18 protein-coding genes and 1 pseudogene are annotated in these 20,427 nt (G+C 44.9%); 11 read left to right on the forward strand and 8 right to left on the reverse strand.

Features of this window, described 5'->3' with window-relative positions; genetic code table 11:
• The first annotated feature begins 160 nt into the window (after positions 1 to 160).
• From EKN16_RS16330 to EKN16_RS16350, 5 genes are all read left to right on the forward strand, one after another.
• Entirely contained in the window at positions 161 to 1,024 is an 864-nt protein-coding gene (locus EKN16_RS16330; protein ID WP_125659284.1) for a class I SAM-dependent methyltransferase, read from the forward strand.
• 137 nt (positions 1,025 to 1,161) lie between these two features.
• Positions 1,162 to 1,926, forward strand: a complete 765-nt coding sequence (locus EKN16_RS16335) for an SDR family oxidoreductase (RefSeq protein ID WP_125659287.1) — start codon at positions 1,162 to 1,164, stop codon at positions 1,924 to 1,926.
• A gap of 184 nt (positions 1,927 to 2,110) precedes the next feature.
• Positions 2,111 to 2,452, forward strand: coding sequence for a VOC family protein (locus EKN16_RS16340; protein WP_125659290.1), 342 nt, complete (start codon positions 2,111 to 2,113; stop codon positions 2,450 to 2,452).
• A 248-nt stretch (positions 2,453 to 2,700) separates the two neighbouring features.
• Entirely contained in the window at positions 2,701 to 3,069 is a 369-nt protein-coding gene (locus EKN16_RS16345; protein WP_125659293.1) for a hypothetical protein, read from the forward strand.
• A gap of 28 nt (positions 3,070 to 3,097) precedes the next feature.
• Entirely contained in the window at positions 3,098 to 3,622 is a 525-nt protein-coding gene (locus tag EKN16_RS16350) for a hypothetical protein (protein WP_125659296.1), read from the forward strand.
• A gap of 202 nt (positions 3,623 to 3,824) precedes the next feature.
• On the opposite strand, the pseudogene EKN16_RS33055 reads toward EKN16_RS16350, so the two are convergent.
• Both EKN16_RS33055 and EKN16_RS16355 read right to left on the reverse strand, forming a co-directional pair.
• A pseudogene (locus tag EKN16_RS33055) lies at positions 3,825 to 4,043 on the reverse strand (IS5/IS1182 family transposase); the annotation flags it as partial.
• Positions 4,016 to 4,918 carry a copper amine oxidase N-terminal domain-containing protein gene (locus EKN16_RS16355; protein ID WP_331852381.1) on the reverse strand — a complete coding sequence of 301 codons (903 nt, stop codon included), beginning with the start codon at positions 4,916 to 4,918 and terminating at the stop codon, positions 4,016 to 4,018. The pseudogene EKN16_RS33055 and the gene EKN16_RS16355, both read right to left, overlap by 28 nt.
• An 826-nt stretch (positions 4,919 to 5,744) precedes the next feature.
• On the opposite strand from EKN16_RS16355, the gene EKN16_RS16360 reads away from it, so the two are divergent.
• The 3 genes from EKN16_RS16360 to EKN16_RS16370 all read left to right on the forward strand — a co-directional run bounded on the left by EKN16_RS16360 (position 5,745) and on the right by EKN16_RS16370 (position 7,368).
• The gene (locus EKN16_RS16360) at positions 5,745 to 6,092 is read left to right on the forward strand and encodes a VOC family protein (RefSeq protein ID WP_125659302.1); all 348 of its coding nucleotides are present in this window, start codon (positions 5,745 to 5,747) and stop codon (positions 6,090 to 6,092) included.
• Between the two features lie 226 nt (positions 6,093 to 6,318).
• On the forward strand, positions 6,319 to 6,759 hold the full coding sequence (locus tag EKN16_RS16365) for a GNAT family N-acetyltransferase (RefSeq protein WP_125659305.1): 441 nt from the start codon (positions 6,319 to 6,321) through the stop codon (positions 6,757 to 6,759).
• A 36-nt stretch (positions 6,760 to 6,795) separates the two neighbouring features.
• Positions 6,796 to 7,368, forward strand: coding sequence for a GNAT family N-acetyltransferase (locus EKN16_RS16370; protein ID WP_125659308.1), 573 nt, complete (start codon positions 6,796 to 6,798; stop codon positions 7,366 to 7,368).
• Between the two features lie 481 nt (positions 7,369 to 7,849).
• On the opposite strand, the gene EKN16_RS16375 is transcribed toward EKN16_RS16370, so the two are convergent.
• Entirely contained in the window at positions 7,850 to 9,052 is a 1,203-nt protein-coding gene (locus EKN16_RS16375) for an IS110 family RNA-guided transposase (protein WP_125659312.1), read from the reverse strand.
• A gap of 869 nt (positions 9,053 to 9,921) precedes the next feature.
• On the opposite strand from EKN16_RS16375, the gene EKN16_RS16380 reads away from it, so the two are divergent.
• From EKN16_RS16380 to EKN16_RS16390, 3 genes are read left to right on the forward strand one after another with little or no spacing between them, the layout of a single operon-like run.
• A complete protein-coding gene (locus tag EKN16_RS16380) occupies positions 9,922 to 12,192 on the forward strand; it encodes an ABC transporter ATP-binding protein (RefSeq protein ID WP_232015802.1) in 2,271 nt (756 codons plus the stop codon).
• Positions 12,189 to 12,749 (forward strand): DUF1854 domain-containing protein, encoded by a 561-nt coding sequence (locus tag EKN16_RS16385; RefSeq protein ID WP_125659315.1) that lies wholly within the window; start codon positions 12,189 to 12,191, stop codon positions 12,747 to 12,749. The genes EKN16_RS16380 and EKN16_RS16385 overlap by 4 nt, the downstream gene beginning before the upstream one ends.
• Before the next feature lie 38 nt (positions 12,750 to 12,787).
• On the forward strand, positions 12,788 to 15,010 hold the full coding sequence (locus tag EKN16_RS16390; protein WP_125659318.1) for an ABC transporter ATP-binding protein: 2,223 nt from the start codon (positions 12,788 to 12,790) through the stop codon (positions 15,008 to 15,010).
• A gap of 323 nt (positions 15,011 to 15,333) precedes the next feature.
• Here EKN16_RS16390 and EKN16_RS16395 read toward each other — a convergent pair whose 3' ends face one another.
• The 5 genes from EKN16_RS16395 to EKN16_RS16415 all read right to left on the reverse strand — a co-directional run bounded on the left by EKN16_RS16395 (position 15,334) and on the right by EKN16_RS16415 (position 20,396).
• Positions 15,334 to 16,554: an MFS transporter gene (locus EKN16_RS16395; RefSeq protein ID WP_125659321.1), complete on the reverse strand. Its 1,221-nt coding sequence runs from the start codon at positions 16,552 to 16,554 to the stop codon at positions 15,334 to 15,336.
• Positions 16,555 to 16,800: 246 nt separating this feature from the next.
• Positions 16,801 to 17,949 (reverse strand): ABC transporter permease, encoded by a 1,149-nt coding sequence (locus EKN16_RS16400; protein ID WP_232015804.1) that lies wholly within the window; start codon positions 17,947 to 17,949, stop codon positions 16,801 to 16,803.
• Positions 17,924 to 18,670 (reverse strand): ABC transporter ATP-binding protein, encoded by a 747-nt coding sequence (locus EKN16_RS16405; protein WP_125659327.1) that lies wholly within the window; start codon positions 18,668 to 18,670, stop codon positions 17,924 to 17,926. Before EKN16_RS16405 ends, EKN16_RS16400 begins: the two co-directional genes overlap by 26 nt.
• Positions 18,670 to 20,172 carry an efflux RND transporter periplasmic adaptor subunit gene (locus tag EKN16_RS32650; RefSeq protein WP_179955550.1) on the reverse strand — a complete coding sequence of 501 codons (1,503 nt, stop codon included), beginning with the start codon at positions 20,170 to 20,172 and terminating at the stop codon, positions 18,670 to 18,672. The genes EKN16_RS16405 and EKN16_RS32650 overlap by 1 nt, the downstream gene beginning before the upstream one ends.
• Positions 20,169 to 20,396 (reverse strand): hypothetical protein, encoded by a 228-nt coding sequence (locus tag EKN16_RS16415; RefSeq protein ID WP_125659330.1) that lies wholly within the window; start codon positions 20,394 to 20,396, stop codon positions 20,169 to 20,171. Before EKN16_RS16415 ends, EKN16_RS32650 begins: the two co-directional genes overlap by 4 nt.
• Positions 20,397 to 20,427 lie beyond the last annotated feature (31 nt).

The raw sequence follows: 20,427 nt of genomic DNA on the forward strand, positions 1-20,427 counted from the left end.
AGTTGCCATTTTATTTGTATTCATAGAAAAATCAATAAGAGCTATAGGTACATAATATTCTAATAATAAAATTAACATAAGTCTATTGTTTTTTTGGGATACCCTGTATATTTTCATTAAGCAACCGCGGTGTGAAAATAAGGAAAAGGAGATTAAAACAATGGAACCATATTATTGGGATAGTAAAATTGAGTATTTGAAAAAATCGGTAAGTTTGTATTACAACGACGATTATATAAAATTTCTCGTCGATACGGTTTGGAAGATTAATGACCCCGTCCACATCATTGATTTTGGCTGCGGCTTTGGTCATATGGGACTTCGCTTGCTCCCCTTACTACCTGCTGGCTCGAAGTATACAGGCATTGATGAAGGTGTGAAACTTATCGACCACGCACAAAATCTGTTTAAGGATTTACCATACGATACAGAATTTATACTCGAAGATTTTAATAACGTCATGTTTGAAAAAAAGTATGACATTGCTGTTTGTCATGGTGTATTGCTGCATATGACAGATCCGACGCTCTTACTAAAGAAGATGATTGATAGTGTGAAGAGTAAAGGAAAAGTTATCGCGTTTGAGCCTCATTGGATAGGCAATAATGCCAGTTTTCATTTTGAGGGTATTGAACAGTCTAGTGTCATACCTCTTGGTCAACTGCAGGAACTATTTGAGCGGGACGAAAAACGTACGGGGAAGGATGGCAACATCGGTCTGAAACTCCCCTTATATCTCAACCGTTTGGGATTACATGAAGTACAATGTAGAGTGAGCGATAAGGTGAATATATACGATCCAAAAGTTGACAGTGAAAAAGCGTCTACGATTTATGAAGCGATGCAATTCAGCGACCCTGGTGATCGTGAATCTTATATAAATGCTCTATTAGATCGTGGAATGTTAATTGAGGAGGCCGAACGGCAATACGAGGCTGAAAAGAATTTGTCACTAACATTTACTTCATCATTGGCTGCTACCTATGCAGCTGGTATGAAAATCACCTTTGGTACAGTAGAATAGCTTAAATGGATTTCTATTGAACGGGCAGAATAGTTGGAAATACAATTTGTGTTCCACGAATTAGAGAGCAACATTACAAAAGTCACCTTATGTTATAACTATAGTCGAACTGTTAGACACATGAGGAGATGAAAATAATGAGTAAGTTGAAGGGCAAGGTTGCATTAGTTACGGGCGCAAGCCGAGGGATTGGACGTGCCATTGCGATACGCTTGGCGCAAGAAGGTGCATTAGTAGCTGTTCATTATGGCAAGAACCGGGAAGCAGCAGAAGAAGTAGTTCGTGATATTGAGCGGAACGGAGGGTCAGCGTTTACGATTGGTAAGAAACTGGGTTCTTCAGAAAGTATAAAAGTTCTTTATAAGGCATTGGATGAAGCATTAATAGAACGAACGGGTGACACTCACTTCGATATTCTAGTGAACAACGCAGGGATCGCCCTCTTAGCTCCCATTGAGGATACTACGGAAGAAGCTTTCGATGAAATCATGACAATTAATGTAAAAACACCGTTTTTCCTGACTCAACAAGCTTTGCCACGTTTACGAGACGAAGGTCGAATTATTAACTTGTCGTCCGCTATAACAAGAATTTCCCTGCCTGCCATTCCCGCCTACAGCATGACCAAGGGGGCAATCAACACACTGACGCTCGCCTTATCCAACCAACTCGGCCCACGTGGAATTACGATCAATGCAATCCAACCTGGGTTTGTTGCCACGGATATGAATGCCGCGATGCTGCAAGATCCTACTGGACAGAAATTCGGTGCCGACTTTTCTACCTTTGGAAGATGGGGGCAACCAGAAGATGTCGCGGATGTCGCCGCTTTTTTAGCCTCTCCTGACAGCCGCTGGGTAACCGGGCAATTGATTGATGCTAGTGGAGGCTCTCATTTGTAAAGTCATCCGGAAATATGGTTGATCTTTTTGAAATTCAAAGTATTATCCGGCCTCTTCCTGGGGCTGGACTTTTTAATGTTGAATGGGAAGGAAAGTACAATTTTACGGGCAGGATAGCATGAAAAATTCTACTTTTGAGTGAACCGGATAGTTGAAGATCGATCGTTGATTAGGATGGACGGAAATGATTATAATTAGTATCGAATCCAATATAGGTAATCTCGGATTCAAGGTACATTGGAAACGACCAGATAATAAAATGACTATTCTTGCGCTTCCTTCAGGCCCATCCATTTTTCTGTGTGAAACGGAATTGCACCAGGGAATGATGTCTATCGTTATCGGTTTTGAAGCAGCGGATATTCGGAAGCTGCTATCCGATTTGCAGAGTAAAGGGGTGCAGATTGGGGAGATCAGAGGAAACGGAGGGGTAATCGAAGGAGAGATACTGGGAATGGATTTTGACTTCTTTGATCCCAGCGGAAATATGTTAGTGGCACATGCCACTCCAAAGTTTGTTGAGTAGAGCCAGGTCCAGCGATCTCAGGGTGCAGTCAGCACGTTCATCTATAGTGTCGTGATTCCTACTTATTCAAGCCCTCATCTTTCGTTAGTGGGGGCTATTTTGCATTACCTTGCAACATCTTCTTTTGTAAGTAGTCATTACGCGAACGGGCAGTTATGTTCAATTGGCACCCATTAAATGGCAACTTCAGGCTTGTTCTTGACGTATGTAAACATGGGAGTTAAAAATAGGAAAGGTGGCAATCAATAATGCTAAAGGTCAAGTTAGGACTGTTCTTGCTTGTGGTTGCCTTATTTTTCTCAGGCTGCGGTCCAAGCAAAACTGATGTTCTTGAAAAGTTAGTTTCAAAAAAAGAAAATCAGCTCAAAATGCAGATTTTCTCGGCTTCAAAAGATTGGGATTTCGAGGTAAATAAGGTGCATAATTCTGAACCAACTCTTCTTAAATACATTCAACAAGTAACTATTCATTCGGAGAACGATAAGTTGCAATGGTTAAAGATATTAGGTCTAGACGAGAAGAGCCCAGTTATCCTTATTTTTGATACCGAAAAAATGGTTTTCCACACAAATGACCCCGAGAAACTGAGGGAATTTGCCAAAAGTCTGGATAAGTAGCTGTTAAGCTAAAAGAGGGGGATGAAAGTTGAAATCTAACAGATTAAGAGTTCTTGCTCTTTTCTTAGGTCTATTGGTAATCATTTTGTTATTTTTTCTTTATATACCACCTGGGAATCGTGTAGTGGCTGACTTCGTTAGGAATACACGGCTTGAACAGTATGCAAAGATTATTGGAGTCAAGATTGAAAAAAAATACCCTCCCCAACCCAAAGTAATGGCTGGAACCGTTGATATCCCAACCACCCAAAGCACTTATTGTTGGGGGAAGTTGGGTTGTGCGGATTATGCAGGTGGGATAATTATGGTTAAAAATAAAATCAAAGCTATAGTATCGCCTGATACCCTTATCAAAATTAAGTATAACTATAGTACCTCTCCAAGCAAATTAACTGTTACACAGTTGGAGGAAAACAACAAATCCATTCTCGTTCAACTATCAAATAATTGTTTTCAGGCACCAAAAGAAAGTGGCGTCTACTATTACGAAATTTCGGCATCTTGGCAGACTAAAGGCGATACGTCCTCTGTATTTGCAATAGAAGTGAAGTGAGAAATTAAGCATCTATTCAACCGAGGGACGGAACACGATAGTTGAATGAAAGCAGCCAAAACCGGTCCTTTTTGAGGAGGCCACTGAAGAACTTGTAGTTTTTCGAAGCAGCTATGAGAAACGAATAAAAAGACGACCCCCATTCCCATTTTTTGGGGTAGGGTCGTCTTTTCATTATTTAAGCAGGCTTGTATGGCTGCTTTCACTTTATTAACTTCAATATTCGCTTTAGATTAACCGTGAATATGGCCACAGCGCCTTGGAGCTCCATGCCTAATAGACCCGAGGATGTCGCTATATCATACCCGTGCCTATGCTAAGGTTCGCTGTTCTTTGCTTCAATTTTGTAACGTTCCTTCGCTTTTTCTTTGAAGTATTCGCTTTCTTGGAACATCATTTGTTCCGTATGCTCGTCGGATTCTGTTTTGCCAGTCCGGCATCCACCCTCTTCTCGCCGGGGAGCTCCAGCTTCGTTAACCCGGATTCGCTGACCTTGCCATCGTTAGATCCCTTGTAGCCCGTCTTTGTGAAAGTATGATCCAGACCGACGCGAGCGTATTCCTCCCAATAGAGAACCCCCGACATCCCCCAAGTGTGATAGAGGAACGGTTTTTGAATGATTGGAGCCGTCCCTCGCTGATCCTTGATGTTCTCCTCCAAGAAGTCCTTCACCGAGTTGGCATGTTCAAGATGCGCCTGCCAGATGGCGACCGGGAAATCCTCCTGAATTTGAACCAAAGAGACGGTATCGCCATAAATGCTGTAAAAGCGAAGCACCTCGCCCTCTGGGAACAGGTATGCATGATCGTAAACCTCCGGCTCCAACGTAACGTCCAGTGGCTCCTGCAGGTAACGCGCCTGCTCCGACAAACCCGCGGCCAGCTTCCGGGCGCTCGCCAGATCGCCTTCGTACAGCGTTTTCTGCTGAGCGGCACTTAGCGGCGAGCCGATCGAAACCGTGCGGCCGTCCCAGTTCACCCGATAACCGAACTGCTCGGACACCAAACGAAGCGGAACGTATACACGGTTGTTCACCAGCTTAAGCGAAGCGTTCACCTCCATCTGCCCTGCTTTTTGATTCCCTACGCCAGCCGGTACTAGAATTCCTTCCACCGTTGCCGACTTCTTCCCGACGGCCAAACGTAAGGTCACCGACCATTTTCGGACCGTCGCGGTTTGCGTCTTCGCATTCCACTCCACTTTCGCCCCGAGCGACTCCGCCACGGCGCGGATCGGCACGTACAAACTTCCTTGATCCATAATCGGCGCGGTATCGGTCTGAACGACGCGGTTCATGGCCACGATCCGGACCGGCTCTTCGCCAAACACGGACGTGGCGCCAAATACTGCAAACAGCACGACGGCAACAAATTGCTTTTTCAACAAAATCCCTCCAAAGTTAAGGAAATGGCCTACTGCTTTAACGTCGGACGGAAAGGAAAAGTTGCGTTCAACCTTGCGTCCGCGCCCCGGGTTCTTTCATTTGTTGATAAAGCTCCCAATATGATTTGATCTTCTCACGCAAGTTCGTGAATTCGCAGGATTTCATTCCCATAAAACATAGTCGTAAAGATAAGAAGTTAAGATTGGTAGTTTCGTCTGCTAGTTTACTACCTCATAAAATAAGGTCGACCAGAAAGATCTGGTGACCTTATAATACGAACGGGCAGAATAGCATGGAAGAATGAAACTCATTCCATAATCTGTGGTGCTGCATCAGCAGCATGTATGGCTAACGGGCAGATTAGTATGTTGGTGAGGGGGCAGCAACCTTATGTACGAAAGATTACTTTTAGCAAGTGGAATGCCGCTTTTAATTATTTTTGGTTATCCTGCTCTTATGAAGACTGATAGTCCTGAATATTACAGGTACGTCAGTTTTATGGGGCTCACTCTAATTTGTATATATTTTTTTATTAGATATAGACGTAATAAAAGAAAAGATTAAGCTAACGAGGAACGATAGCGTGGCGATGGAACCGATTCATCGCTTGTTTTCATTGTAGGCACGGTTTGTTAAACAAACGGGCATGATAGTTGAAAAAGGAACTTAAATTCATATCTCGAATATCTAATGTAATCGGATAGCTAAAAATTTGATGACAGACAGGAGTTAGATACGATGATAAAAGGTTTCGGAGGAATATTTTGGAGAACTAAGAATCTTGAAGTTATAAAAAAATGGTACAGTGAAGTATTGAAGATTGAAATAGAAAATTGGAATGGGACTGTGATAAAACCCCAATTAGGAAATGAGACTATCTTTTCTTTCTTTACCGAGAATGACAGTTATTTTCCAACAGAACAACAAGTGATGTTAAATTTCCAAGTACATAATCTAAACGAGACTATTAAGCATCTTGAACATATTGGTGTACCTCTTGCAAAGAACATAGAGATTAGTGAATTTGGAAAGTTTATTTGGATTGAAGATCCTGAAGGTCGACTGGTCGAGCTTTGGGAGAAATAACGAGTTGTAATTCATTTGCTATTGAGCTCACGGAGAACGTTAGTTAATTGAACCAAGGAGCAGTTTGCCGTCAGCAGCTGCTCCATTTTTCATTAAGCTAAAGCGCAGAAATGCGTAATAAAAGGCGCGGGATCTTCAATAATCAGGATATTTTATTTACTAATTGTGGCAACATAGATACTCCAGTAAATAAATAATAAATCATAATGATTTCATGGAGGAGAATATGGCTGATATCATTTTAGACAATATCAAGATTACAGTAGAGTCGAATGACACTGATTACAATGAGGTGTGTGATCATTTATATGAGTACAATGTTCGTGCAACAAATGGTTTACTCAAAAAACCTGGCAAGGATATTAATTTATATTTAAAAGATGAATCAGGCAAAGTCGTGGGTGGTTTGTTTTGTGAAACTTGGTCTTACGGTTTGTATATTGATGTTTTCTGGATAGCTGATGAATATAGGCACAAAGGACATGGTAAAGTCATGATAACTGAAGCTGAGAGACGAGGAAAAGAACTTGGGTGTATATTTGCTCATACTTGTACTTTTACGTATCAATCCCCGGAATTTTATAAGAAAATGGGCTATGAGGTTTTTGGGGTTAATGATGAATACCCGGATGGAATAAAACAATTTTTTTTGAAGAAGAAATTGTAGTGTTCCATATACAATTCCAGAATGGAGATACCTTAAATGAATGCAAACTTATCCTCGATGCGATTAGAAACTGAACGTCTGGTAGTACGGCCTTATATCGAAAGTGATCTCATCGAATCGTTTGAACTCATGCAAAATCCAGAACTTTTCACTTACATGCATATGAGCGTAATGCCATTGGAAGATTACAAGGGTTTATTTCGTTGGTTGATCGAAAGTTACAATACCCCATTCGACCAACCGTTTAAATATTCATTTGCTATTCGTAGCAAGGCGACAGGTGCTTTCGTTGGTTGGTGCGGTGTAGGTCTTCTCGACTTTAGCGCACCAGATAATGAATTGTATTATTTAATCGGCCGAGATTATTGGGGCAACGGTTATGCGTCCGAAGCAGCAATGGCATTAACTACTTATGCATTCGATGTAATTGGGCTGGAACGATTATATGCAAAGGCAGATTCACAGAACGCAGCTTCACTTCGTATATTCACGAAGCTCGGCTTTGAGTTCGACTGCGTCCTGACAGGTTTGACAGAAGATAATCAAGATTGTAATGGTGAATTGAAGTACGTATTGACTAAAGAACGTTACAAAGCTAAGAGAGTGTAATGAGACCTATCAAGCTGCCTACTCGTTTGGCAGCTTTTTCCGCTAACGGAACACGATAGTTGATGAAAGCAGCCATAACCGGTCCTTTTTGAGGAGGCCACTGAAGAACTTGTAGTTTTTCGAAGCAGCTATGAGAAATGAATAAAAAGACGACCTTCATTCCCATTTTTGGGGGGTGAGGGTCGTCTTTTCATTATTTAAGCAGGCTTGTATGGCTGCTTTTACTTTATTAACTTCAATATTCGCTTTAGATTAACGTGAATATGGCCACAGCGCCTTGGAGCTCCATGCCTAATAGACCCAGCTTACATTCCTGAAGGGTGCCCTATGGCAGCCCTTACTCAACTATTCCAGCTAATAGCTTGTCAATATTTAATTATTAATGAACAAAACGAAGGATGCTATACTGATAAAAGGATATGACAAATAACCGTCCCACAGATATTGGGAAGGTTTTCCTCCATATCTAAGCGCTGCATATTCAGTCTAGGATGAATGCTTCTTTCTTGGTCAAAATCGCAAAAATCCAGTGGAGCAGTTTATTTGCACACGCGATCACAGCTACTTTAAACAGTTTTCCCTCTGCACGCTTTTTATCGTAATAAGCTCTTATTCTTTTGTTACGTGAGCCTTTCAGACCACACCTTACAGCTTGATATAAGGCTGTCCGAAGCCTCCTAGAACCGCGTTTGGTGATTTTATTTCGTGTTGCTGTAAACTTGCCGGAAGCAAACACACTTGGATCAATACCGGCAAACGCAACCAGTTTCTTGGCGTGATCGAACCGATCAATTTCCCCGATTTCAGCTAAAATTGTTGCAGCAATTTTGGTGCCAATGCCGGGTATCGATTGGACTAAATCATACTCTTGTAATTCTTCAGCCAGAGCCTCTATGGATTGATCAAGTTTCGCTAGATGCTCTTGGTATTGAAGAAGTAAGTTAATGAGCAATTCTAAGGCAATTAAATGACTCGGAAAAGCAGTCTCCCTAAAGGGATTTCGCTCTGCTGCAGCTATTAGCTTCTGTGCCCGTTCCAGCGACCACCGGTTAGAGTTGACATGTCCCACAAGGTGCTGTATCCGAACCGTTACGTCGTTCTCAGACATGGCCAGCACCGATTGAGACGTTGGGTATAGAGCCAGGAAACGGAGTGACACCTTCGAATAAAGGTCGCCAAACACGCCATGATATTCCGGAAAGACCTGATCTAACACCGCCTGAAACTGCAGCTTTGCTTGGACATACATACCCGTCAGAGACTCATATTGCCGAGTCAGGTAACGGAGATTCATCAGATACTGACCCCGCTTTTTGTAAGGCTCCAGCTCTTCTTTGTAGAACATTTCCCCCAGTTGATACGCATCAGCAACATCCGTTTTCACCTTGCGTAATTGGCTCTTTTTTGCTTGGTGTGAAAGGAACGGATTGATTATAATGTACAGATACGGATGCTCATCCAGGAACTGAATGACCGGGCTGTGATAATGGCCCGTTGCTTCTAATACAACGGCCGGACGCTGCCTAGTAAAGGACTCCAAGTCTTGAAGATAACGGAGGAAGGACGCTAATCCGTCAAGATCGTGCTTAAACCGGAAGGTCTTTCCGTAGGGCGTTCCCCGATCTGAAAAAGCTTGTGCATGACTTTCTCCTTTAGATACATCCAATCCAATGACAGGGTTCATTCAACCACTCCTGATCTGATATTCGCCGGCAACCCCTAGCCTTCTTGTCGTCCACAGTATCGCTTGTTATCCGGGATCTCTGTCCCAACCAGCCTAATCATGGTTTAACAAGTAGGGGGGATGAACGGAATAGCTCTCGGGATCCAAGTCCCACGGGCAGAAACGTTCGATCCCCGACTACCGTAATCTTATGACCACACAAAAATAAGGTCTACCAGAAAGATCTGGTGACCTTATAATACGATGGGCAGGATAATTCAACGAAAAATGCTTTTGCGGGAGGTTCCGAATGGACGAGCTACACCAAAGCAAAGATTAAGGTTCATACTTCACAGGATTTAGTCAATGGGAAGATGCTTTATAAGATTTGGATGAAACCATTTATGGAGTAATCAAAAAATCACTATTGACGTTTCGAATCGTTCAACGGGCAGGTTAGCGTGGCAATCTAATAAAATGTAAATATTTACAACAGGGAACATATGTTCTAAAATGAAGGGGTGAACTTATTACATAGGAGGCTCATGCATATGATAAATCGAATTTCAACGCGATGAAGAGAACGATACAATGAGCATTCATTCATATTGAAATAACGTTCCACAGTTAAATGTTGACAAATATAGGAGAAGGTCATAAGATTCTGTTGTTAATGATAAAAGTGATGGTGAATAACAGCTGATTTGTTATTCTCATCCTATCTTTCGGAGGAGGTTTTGCCGATGAAACCTATTCGCGTAAAAGGTGTAAATTCACATGATTGAAAGCGCCATCTTTGGTAATGCTCTTCACGTCAACGTATGGACACTCCATGCGAATTAGATCTTTTGAAAGAGATGATGATTATTCTGACCAATGAAATCAAAGCATTGTTGAACCAGAACCATCTACGGGAAGAAGAAATTGTTTATTCAATGCTCTGTGACCGGACGACTGAAGGCGGATTTCTGGACACATATTTAATATTAAGTAAGGATCGACTATTTATTGTTACCAGCCAGGATGCGCCATCATCAGAGAAAATATATAAAGGATATTCGGTAACTAGAAAGACAAATAAAAGTAATAAGCCTATTCAATCCTCTGGACAATGGTCGGTCGAGGTGATCGACATCCACAAGATTGAGAACGTTTCCATAGTTAACCTTGTTGCATCTGGAATGGTTGTTATTAAGGAAGAAGAAGAACGTGTAGTTGCAGCCTTTACGAATGGCGAGATGGGAAGAGCGTCGAAGTTTGCTTCTGCTTTCTCTAAGCTTAAGAAGCAAGAGGCCATTGAGGATCACCTCCTTAAGGAGGATCACGAGCATGCGGCTTGCCCCAAATGCGGCATGGTCTATCCGGAGGAAGGCAGACAGATTTGCCCGAAATGCATGAAGAAGCATGCGATTTTCGGCAGGCTGCTGTCCTTTGCAGGCCAGTATAAGAAGTCGATGTTTCTCATTATTCTCTTCATGTTAATAAATTCAGCAACCGGACTTGTAATTCCATACTTGCAGGGCTCCGTACTGATTGATCAGGGCCTTGGCGGGAAGGGCGTTTTTGCTCATAAAATCGGCCTCATTATTCTTCTCATTATCGGATTCCGAACCATGTCTCTCCTATTCGGTGTGCTGTTCGGTGTCATTAATGCGAAGATGTCCGCTAACATTGCTTTTGACCTAAAATCAAGCGTGTTCTCGTCCATGCAGCGGCTGTCACTCAGCTTCTTCCAACGAAAGCAAACGGGGCAGCTTATGACAAGGGTTACTAATGATGCGACTGAGCTTCAATATTTCTTCGTCGACGGATTGTCCTATTTTATCGTTAATGCGATGAATATTATTGGAATAACAGCCATCCTGCTGGTATTGGACTGGAAGCTCACGCTGCTCTGTTTTATCCCGCTCCCTATCGTTATCATTCTTGTTCGCAAAGTGTTTCCTAGACTATGGCGGCTGTCATGGAGAAGGCATCGAACGATTAGTAAGATGAATTCCATCATCAGTGATACGATTCGAGGCACGCGTGTGGTGAAAGCTTTCGGTAAAGAGCAGAAGGAAATGGATCGCTTCCATAATGCCAATATGTCCTATTCGTTCGCAGAGCAATCGTTCAACAAGATGAGCGATACCGTGTTTCCGATATTGAATATTTTGACTCAAACCGGCGGTCTTCTCATCTGGGCATTTGGCGGCTGGATGATTATGCAGGGCGAAATTTCTTTTGGTAAAGTGCTGACGTTCGTCAATTACATGTACCTTCTGTACGGGCCTATTCAATTCATGAATAACATTGTGGGCTGGTGGTCGTACTGTATGGCTGCCGCACAGCGTATATTTGAGATTCAGGATTCCGTTCCAGACGTTACGGAGAAGGATGATGCCATTGAGCTTGTTCATATGAAGGGCGACATTCTAGTATCCAACATCGTCTTTGGATATGAACCGAATAAAGCGATTCTAAAGGATGTCTCGCTGCATGCCAAGCCTGGGCAAATGATCGGAGTTGTGGGTCATTCCGGTGCGGGCAAATCAACGCTGGTGAATATTATCTCACGTCTGTATGACGTCTCAGAGGGTGAAATTCGCATTGACGGAATTAACGTCAAGGATTTAACGACTGCATCTTTGCGTAATAACATCGGAATCGTCTCCCAGGATGTGTACGTATTCTCCGGAAGCATCGCTGAGAACATCGCCTATGCGAATCCAGAATGCAGTGTGGACGATATTATCTATGCGGCCAAAATCGCTCATGCGCATGATTTCATTGAGAAGCTGCCAGATGGCTTTGACACGATTGTCGGTACCGGCGGTCATAACTTATCCGGCGGTGAGAAGCAGCGTCTCTCGATTGCACGCGCGATTCTGCATAATCCCCGCATACTGATTTTGGATGAGGCCACAGCTTCTTTGGATACCGAGACAGAGCTGCAAATTCAGGCTGCTCTTGATTCCTTAATCAAAGGAAGAACAACGATCGCGATTGCGCATCGGTTGTCTACACTTCGAAATGCGGATTATTTGGTAGTCATGGATAATGGAAAAGTAGTTGAGAATGGAACGCATGATGAACTAATGGCACTAGAAGGCGCTTATCATAGCCTCGTGAAAAAGCATGATGAAGCGCTCAAAATGAATGAGGTGATTTCAGCATGACCGCAATAGTACCTTCTCTTGTTGAAAAAGAAGCAGCGATTACTCCAAGCGAATCCGATCTTGCAGATGCTGCTAATATTCGATACTTAACGCAATTCAATACAACCTTCACGAAGACAGCCGGCCAAATGCTAACAGTTAAGGTTGATGAAGAAGAGCATCCATCGGTTTATGTGCATTGCTCTTTCCCTCATACAAACAGGCGTATCTATTTATCCATTCGTACGATTGATAATAAGGAGATCGGTATGATCCGCTCCTTGGATGACTTCTCGCCGGAAACCACGGAGCTGCTTGAAGAACAAGTTCAAATCCGGTATTTTGCTCCAGAGATTACGAAGGTTGTTAATGTGAAGGAAGAATTCGGATACGCGTACTGGGAAGCAGAAACCACAGCGGGTTTATGCCGATTTACGGTCCGCGGTGGCGGGAGCAACACGAAACTCATATCGACAAGCCGATTATTGATTACGGATGTAGATGGCAACCGTTTTGTAATCGCGGACATTAACCTTATAAGCGAGAAGGAATATCGGATGGTTGAAATGTGCATGTAGGCGGCATGGCGCCTTTCATGAAGGGGATGAAGGTTTAAGTGAATCTCAATTTTATGCTTGCTGAGCATGACTTACTTGCTGCTCAGCAAGCTGTCGGAGAGACAATTGTCTATTGTGTGCCTGCTGATCTATCATTAGCCGGACGAAGAATGCCGGGTTTTCTTGTAATCGGTCAAGATAAATGGGCGTATGTGGAGGACGGCGAGGTGCGTGAAAGCCGTCTTATCGCCGAAGCTAGTAACTATAAGATCGTTCCTCTAATTGGTAATGCGGTTCTGGAAGCAGAAGTGCACCATACCAAACGCATCATAGTGAGAGTCACGATGCAGCATGCAGCCCGATATGGCTTCATTGCACAGATCCTGAACGATATGGCTGCTGAACGACGAATTCGTATTTTTAACAACGAAGAAGAAAGTGTCTGTGTAAAATGTGGCGGGCCGCTCGTACACGGGACTCGGGTGTGTCCGAAGTGCATGAGTAAAGCAGCCGCATTCAAAAGGCTGTTCATGGTTTCGCAAGCCCATTGGAAGAAGCTTGCGCTTGGACTCGTTGTATTGTTCGCCTCTTCAGGAATTTCGCTGACCGGGCCATTCTTCCAGAAGCTCTTAATAAATGGCTCCTTACAGCCACCCGCTGGACAAAGCGCAGATCGAAATATGTTTTATTTGGCCATTGCCGGAATGCTTCTTGTGCTTGTGTTAGGGGAATTGCTGGTCATTTCTCGAGGCCGCATAATGGCTGGCGTAAGCTCAGGTATTGCAGCCGATCTGCGGAAGATGGTCTTTGACAAAACCCAGCAGCTTTCACTCGGTTTTCTGACCTCCCAGCGTGCTGGAGATATTATGAACCGGATCACGTCGGATACGGATCGGATCAGGCATCTGATTCAGGAATTGTGTACAACTGCGATATTCCAGCTCATTATGCTGGTGTCCGCCAGCTATCTGCTGTTTCATGCGGATTGGCGGCTGGCTGTAGTTGTTCTAATCCCTGCTCCAATTGTCGCCCTCTTACATCGTTATATCTGGAAAACGATTCTATGGAAGCTGTTCCATAAGCAGTGGCGGGTGTACGATAAAGCCAATTCCTTCTTGCATGACGTGCTCAGCGGTATTCGGGTTGTAAAGGCCTTCGGCAAAGAGGATCGTGAGATCAAACGTTTCCGAGACTATAACAGTGAATTTGCCGCTGCGACGGTTCAAAGCGAGAGGCTATTCAGTATTCTATCTCCGATAACGAATTATCTCATCGAGCTGGGACAGTATCTTGTTCTGATGATTGGCTGTGGAATGATTATCGGCAAGCAAATGAACATCGGGGAACTGATTCAATTCAGTGCTTACGCATCTATGATCTTCGGCCCAATCGCCTGGTTGATGTTCATGCCTAGGTGGGTGGCTAACGCGGTGATCTCGATCGATCGGGTGTTCTCTGTTATCGATGAGCAGCCAGAGGTATTGGATGTTGAGGTTAGCGAGAATCATCCGATCCAAGGCACAATTTCCTTTAAAGATGTTATATTCGGCTACAAAACCTATGAGCCCGTACTGAAACAGCTTAATTTTGAAGTGAAGCAAGGTGAAATGATTGGACTTGTTGGTCATTCGGGTTCAGGTAAATCAACCTTAATTAACTTGGTATCTCGCTTCTACGATGTGACAGAGGGCGAGATTCTGATCGACGGCGTTGATATTCGCAGTATTAAACAAGAGGATTTGCGCTCCCAGATCGGTGTCGTGCTGCAGGAGACCTTCCTCTTCACCGGTACGATTATGGAGAATATCCGGTATTCCAAGCCGGATGCTTCACATGAGGAGATTATTCAAGCTGCAAGAGTCGCCAATGCTCATAACTTCATCATTAATTTCCCGGATGGTTATGATACGATGCTCGATGAGAACGGCAATAATTTATCTGGCGGCGAGCGCCAGAGGATTGCGATCGCTAGAGCCGTACTGAATAACCCTCGTATTCTCATCTTGGATGAGGCAACCGCCTCCTTGGATATCGACACCGAAATGGCGATCCAGGAAGCACTGCAGCGGGTGACGAAGAACCGAACAACCATCGCCATTGCACACCGACTATCTACGTTGCGCCATGCTGATCGACTCCTCGTTTTAGAAAAGGGAGAAGTGGCTGAGGTCGGTACCCATACCGAGCTGCTGGAGAAGAAAGGGATTTATTATAATCTCATTCACGCCCAGCGCGATATGACGAAGCCTAAGGTTGAACAGTCAGCAGAGAGTATTGCGTAATCGATAGCTCAATAGGAGATTTCTCAAACTGGGCTTTCACAAAGGGCGAACCCGAGTGAGTCTATCCCATAAAATGTGCAAAAGAACCTTCGGAACCACTTAAAAAGTGGAAAGAAGGTTCTTTTTTGGCTCTACTTTAATCAGTGCTTGGCATCACGAAGTACCTAGCGAAGCGGACGGAATCGTTCTGAAGAAGCAATAGCGTTCGCCTTTGTCTCCTTATTTCTACCCCTAAGGGATAGAATCAAGAAATAGGGAGACAACAGCGACCCTTAAGAATGATCCGTCCGCGCAGCGGGCTTCTATGGAAAGTCCCTCTTCCATTAAGCCTTTTCACGGCGATCCGCTGGCAGCAGCAGGGTTAAGAAACCGAGCAACGGAAGTACGCTTGAGTAGGTTAATACTTGCGTAAGTCCCCAGACATCGGCAGCTTTTCCGATTACAACAGCTCCGAGTGCCCCCATGCCAAATGCCAGACCTGTAATCAGACCCGATGCCATTCCCACCTTACCAGGCAAGAGCTCTTGGGCATAAACGACTGTGACGGAGAAGCCGGAGAACAGAATAAATCCCATGATGAAAATGATCGGATACACCCATGCGAGCGACAGATGAGGCAGCATAAGAGCAAACGGAGACGAGCCCGCTATCGAGAACAAAATAACCTTCTTTCGGCCAAAACGATCAGCTAACATTCCGCCAAAGAACGTGCCCATCACACCCGCAGCCATAAATAAAAAAATAGGAATCTGAGCCGCCCGATCCGTTAGTCCGTATTTATTTCTAATAAAAAACTGAAAATACGTTGATATTCCGCTGTAGTACCATGACCGTGCAAAAACAAGCAGAATCAGAACCAGCATCGCATATACAATAACCTTGCGGTCGCGTCTGGCATTCTCATTGATGTCCGTCTTAGCAGCACGCTTCACAGGCTTACCATGCAGGGCAAGCTGTTCTTTATACCAAGGAACAACACGCAGGAGAATAAGAATTGCAGTAGCAGCCAGCAATGTCCCCCAGATTGCACCTGGCTGACCTAAGGGCAGGAAGATAAAGATCGTCATTAGCGGAGCCAGTGAGCTTCCCAAATTACCCCCAACCTGATAGATCGACTGGGCCAATCCACGTCTGCCTCCTGCTGCAAAGTAGACCACACGAGAGCCTTCTGGATGGAAGATCGCTGAACCTAAACCTACAAATATAACAGCCAAAATGATCAGGAAAAAGCTTGGCGCAACAGAAATTGCAGCCATCCCAATTAAGCTGAGTCCCATTCCCATCGGCAGCATCCAGGGTGCAGGCCTCTTGTCCGAGAAATAACCAACCACTGGCTGCATAAGCGAAGAGGTCATACTAAGTGTGAACACGATCCATCCCATTTGCCCATAGGATAGATTCAGTGATTTCTCCAAAACGGGGAAAAGTGCGGATACGACGGCCTGCATCGTATCGTTCATTAAATGTACCCCACTGATCGCGAATAAAATGGCATAGATCGTTCCTGTTTGAGCAGCAGTCTTATTTGCTGAAGCTATTCCCATCCTGATACCGTCTCCCCCTACACGAAAGTTTACAAGCCACAATAATCAAGTCTATCAAAGATAGCACACCCTAACTAAGGTGACAAATAAAGATAATCAAGAGGGTGAAATTATTCAAGGGGTTACCGAAGATCAAAAAATCATCGTCAATGAATAAAAAAGAAGCGCCTGGATCCGGTCGTGCAGCGTTCACACATTCGGATCCAAGGCGCTTTCATGCTTACGTACGATTAAGCTGAACTTTCTTTATTCAAATCGCAGTGCTTCTATCGGTCTTAAATTGGAGGCTTTGTTCGCCGGGAATAGGCCGAAGACAACCCCGATGAAGACGGAGAAACCAAAAGCCAGCCCCATAATCGGCATCGATAAGACAACTGTCATCCCCATAGCCTTCGATAGGATTTGCGCGGTCCCGATCCCGATGCCCACACCCAATAGGCCGCCAAGTCCACTAAGCGCGATTGCTTCAATGAGGAACTGCGTTAATATATCCCTCTTCTTCGCACCGATCGCTTTGCGAATACCAATTTCCCTCGTTCGCTCCGTAACGGAAACAAGCATAATATTCATAATTCCTATGCCGCCGACTAGCAGCGAGATCGCTGCTACACCACCAAGCGCGAGGGATAACGTATCCGAGATGCTGCTGAAGGAATCCAGCAGATCCTGCTGATTGAACACGCGGTAGCTATTCGTATTCCCTCGAAATTTAGCGCTTAGCGCTGCCTCAAGCTCCGCTGTGACAGCTGTCATCTTATCCGATGATGCAACCTGTACACTAATCGTCTTAACACCCTTGGATTTGAATAACCGTTCAGCGCTTGTGATCGGAATAACAACAACCTCGTCATTCGAGCCGGTTAGTGAGCTGCCCTTCGTAGCCAGTACGCCGACCACTTTATAACGAACACCATTGATGAGGAAACTTTGACCGACAGGATCAAGTGTTCCGAATAGATCCGTCGCCGTCGTAGAACCGAGCACGGCTATTTTCTGATAATAATCAAGATCGATTTGGGAAACGAATCTTCCTGCTGCCAGCTTGTAATCCTTTACGTCCAAATAATCTGCTGTCGAGCCAACAACGTTGACACTAACGCTCTGCGTTCCATTCTTGACCGTTGCGTTGGACGAATTCATCGGAGCCGAATATTGAATATCATTCTTCGCGGTGATGTCCTTCGCTTCTTTGTAGTCGACCGTTGTCTTAGAGCCACGACCGGTAATATTGATGGTCAACAGGTTCGTACCTAAGCTCTGTACCTGATCCGTTACGTTCTTCGTGGTGCCTTGACCCACACCGACAAGCGCAATAACAGCAGCGACGCCGATAATAATCCCAAGCATCGTGAGCAAGGAGCGCATTTTGTTAGCTAGAATGCTTTTGAAGGCCATTCTGAAGGCTTGGCTGATGTTCAATTCTCTCACCGCCTTCCTCGCTGATTTCACCATCCTGAATGCGTACCACGCGGGAGGCTTGTGCAGAAATTTTGGGATCATGCGTAATAAGCACAATTGTATGGCCTTGATTGTTCAACTGCTTCATAAGCTCCATCACTTCGATTCCGGTCCGTGTATCAAGCGCTCCGGTCGGTTCGTCGGCAAGCAGAATCGGAGGGTTGCCAGCAAGCGCTCTGGCAATAGCAACACGCTGCTGCTGCCCACCTGACAGTTCACTTGGCTTATGGTGAACACGTTCCTCAAGCCCTACCTTGCGGAGTGCTTCGATCGCCTGCTCTTTCCGTTGTTTACTTGGAACCCCTCGATAAACGAGGGGGAGCTCCACATTTTCAAGTGCGGACAGCTTGTTTAAAAGATTGAAGCCTTGAAAGATAAAGCCGATTTTGCGATTGCGTATCTCTGCAAGTCTGCTTTCTTTTAGACGACTCACTTCTTCTCCATCCAGCCAGTAATTCCCTGATGTTGGCCCATCCAGACAGCCGATCACGTTCATCAGTGTTGATTTTCCCGAACCCGACGGACCAATGATTGCAATAAAATCACCGTATTCGATACGAAGAGAGATATCGCTAAGTGCATGAACGGTTTCCCCGCCCATCTTATATTGCTTGAATAGCTTATCGATAAGGATTAAGGATTCACGTGTAGCTTTCATTACCGTGTGCCTCCTCCGCTTGAACCGCTTGAGGAAGATCCGGCGCGTTGACTGCCTTGACCGCCGCCAAAGCCGCCACCACCAAAACCACCAGCTCCGCTTCCACCACTAAACCCGCCAAGTCCGCCTAGCCCCAAGCCGCCTGCTGCGCCTTGCTGCTTCGTCGTCGAACTAGATGAAATAACGGTAGGCAGAATAACTTTATCGCCTTCTTTAAGACCAGAGACAACTTCAATATAATCCTCATTATGAATGCCAACCTCAATGACTTGCGGAACACCTCCGCCAGTCATCAGTGTACGAGAACCGCCTTGACCGCCGCCATAGCCGCCTGTGCGATTACCACCACCGTAGCCGCCTTGACCGCCTGTGCGATTGCTGCCACCATAACCGCCTTGGCTGCCTGTGCGATTGCCACCACCACCATAACCGCCTTGGCCTCCTGTACGATTGCCACCACCACCATAACCGCCTTGGCCTCCTGTACGATTGCCACCACCATAACCGCCTTGACCACCCGTTTGACCCGTGCCTTGTGCTCCGCCAGCTTGACCTGTTCCTTGACCGGTCATGCCTTGTCCGCTGGCTGTGACTGGGCTGCCAGTAGGGATCAGAACCATATAGCGTTTGCCTAACGATTGAACCGCATCAATGGGAAGTAAAAGTACATTATCTTTTTTCTCAATTTCAATGCTCGCCTCTGCGGACATCCCGCTCTTCAGACCCTCTGCCTTATCAAGTGAAATAGTAACATCAAAAGTAGAGACACCATTGCTCGCCGTACCCTCATCAGCGATCTTCAGCACTTTACCCGTATAGCTCTTATCCGTAAGCGCTTCTACGGAAACCGTTGCTGCTTGCCCAACCTTCACTTGTGAGATATCAAGCTCATCAACCGCAACTACAATTTGTAAGCTTGCAAAATCCGCAATCTCTGCTATTTCAGAGGATGGATTAATTGAATCTCCTGCGGCTACTGACAAAGTTGTTACCGTACCGTTTATAGGTGCCGTTAAAGTGCTGCCTGTTTCACTGCTCTCAAGGTCAGCAATGGTTGCATTGGATTGTTCAATGCTGAGCTGTTGTTTCTTCATATTCAGCTTCATGCTAGCAATATTATTCTCATCTGTCTCACCTTTGAACTTATCCTGCATATCCTGCAGATCAAGCTTCTTACTCTCCAGATTTAGCTGCTCGCTCTTAATCTTATCGGAGTTGTCTACACCCTCAATTGTTGCCAGGACATCTCCTTTTTTCACTTTATCGCCAACTGCGACCTTTACGGTACCAACAGTACCTTGTTCCGATGCTTTTATCGTCTGACGCTCGGCAGGTGCCAAGCTTCCGGTTCCACTGACATGAACATCAATGGTTCCTTTCGTCACAGTTGTCGTTGCAACGACGGCCGCCGCCGTCTCCTTCTTCGTGCCCATCTTCAAATAGACAAGCACTGCAGCCGCGACGAGCAGTACGCCTATACCTAGCAGCCACCATTTTTTCATTGTTTATTCCCTTCCTTTCCAGCATTAGCTGGCATCTTACGCAGCATCACGTATTGCGCCGTTGTTTTGTTCGTCTCATCAAGCCATATGGTTACAATGTCGCCTTCTTTCAAATCCACTGCTTTTAGCTGACTCGTTGTCATTCCTTGTTGCCCGCGCGTTGTGGAAATAATTGGGGTATTGGCATTGATGGTGAGCGTCGTTTGCCCCTCTTTAAACTCCATTTGGAAACCGCCAGACCGACGACCTCCTGCT

The organism is Paenibacillus baekrokdamisoli (assembly GCF_003945345.1).
Classification (GTDB): domain Bacteria; phylum Bacillota; class Bacilli; order Paenibacillales; family Paenibacillaceae; genus Paenibacillus_Z; species Paenibacillus_Z baekrokdamisoli.

Coding starts and splice junctions, on each gene's coding strand:
- EKN16_RS16330 (WP_125659284.1), top strand. CDS start 161: ATGGAACCATATTATTGGGATAGTAAAATTGAGTATTTGAAAAAATCG.
- EKN16_RS16335 (WP_125659287.1), top strand. CDS start 1,162: ATGAGTAAGTTGAAGGGCAAGGTTGCATTAGTTACGGGCGCAAGCCGA.
- EKN16_RS16340 (WP_125659290.1), top strand. CDS start 2,111: ATGATTATAATTAGTATCGAATCCAATATAGGTAATCTCGGATTCAAG.
- EKN16_RS16345 (WP_125659293.1), top strand. CDS start 2,701: ATGCTAAAGGTCAAGTTAGGACTGTTCTTGCTTGTGGTTGCCTTATTT.
- EKN16_RS16355 (WP_331852381.1), bottom strand. CDS start 4,918: ATGAACCGCGTCGTTCAGACCGATACCGCGCCGATTATGGATCAAGGA.
- EKN16_RS16360 (WP_125659302.1), top strand. CDS start 5,745: ATGATAAAAGGTTTCGGAGGAATATTTTGGAGAACTAAGAATCTTGAA.
- EKN16_RS16365 (WP_125659305.1), top strand. CDS start 6,319: ATGGCTGATATCATTTTAGACAATATCAAGATTACAGTAGAGTCGAAT.
- EKN16_RS16370 (WP_125659308.1), top strand. CDS start 6,796: ATGAATGCAAACTTATCCTCGATGCGATTAGAAACTGAACGTCTGGTA.
- EKN16_RS16375 (WP_125659312.1), bottom strand. CDS start 9,052: ATGAACCCTGTCATTGGATTGGATGTATCTAAAGGAGAAAGTCATGCA.
- EKN16_RS16385 (WP_125659315.1), top strand. CDS start 12,189: ATGACCGCAATAGTACCTTCTCTTGTTGAAAAAGAAGCAGCGATTACT.
- EKN16_RS16395 (WP_125659321.1), bottom strand. CDS start 16,554: ATGGGAATAGCTTCAGCAAATAAGACTGCTGCTCAAACAGGAACGATC.
- EKN16_RS16400 (WP_232015804.1), bottom strand. CDS start 17,949: ATGGCCTTCAAAAGCATTCTAGCTAACAAAATGCGCTCCTTGCTCACG.
- EKN16_RS16405 (WP_125659327.1), bottom strand. CDS start 18,670: ATGAAAGCTACACGTGAATCCTTAATCCTTATCGATAAGCTATTCAAG.
- EKN16_RS32650 (WP_179955550.1), bottom strand. CDS start 20,172: ATGAAAAAATGGTGGCTGCTAGGTATAGGCGTACTGCTCGTCGCGGCT.
- EKN16_RS16415 (WP_125659330.1), bottom strand. CDS start 20,396: ATGGAGTTTAAAGAGGGGCAAACGACGCTCACCATCAATGCCAATACC.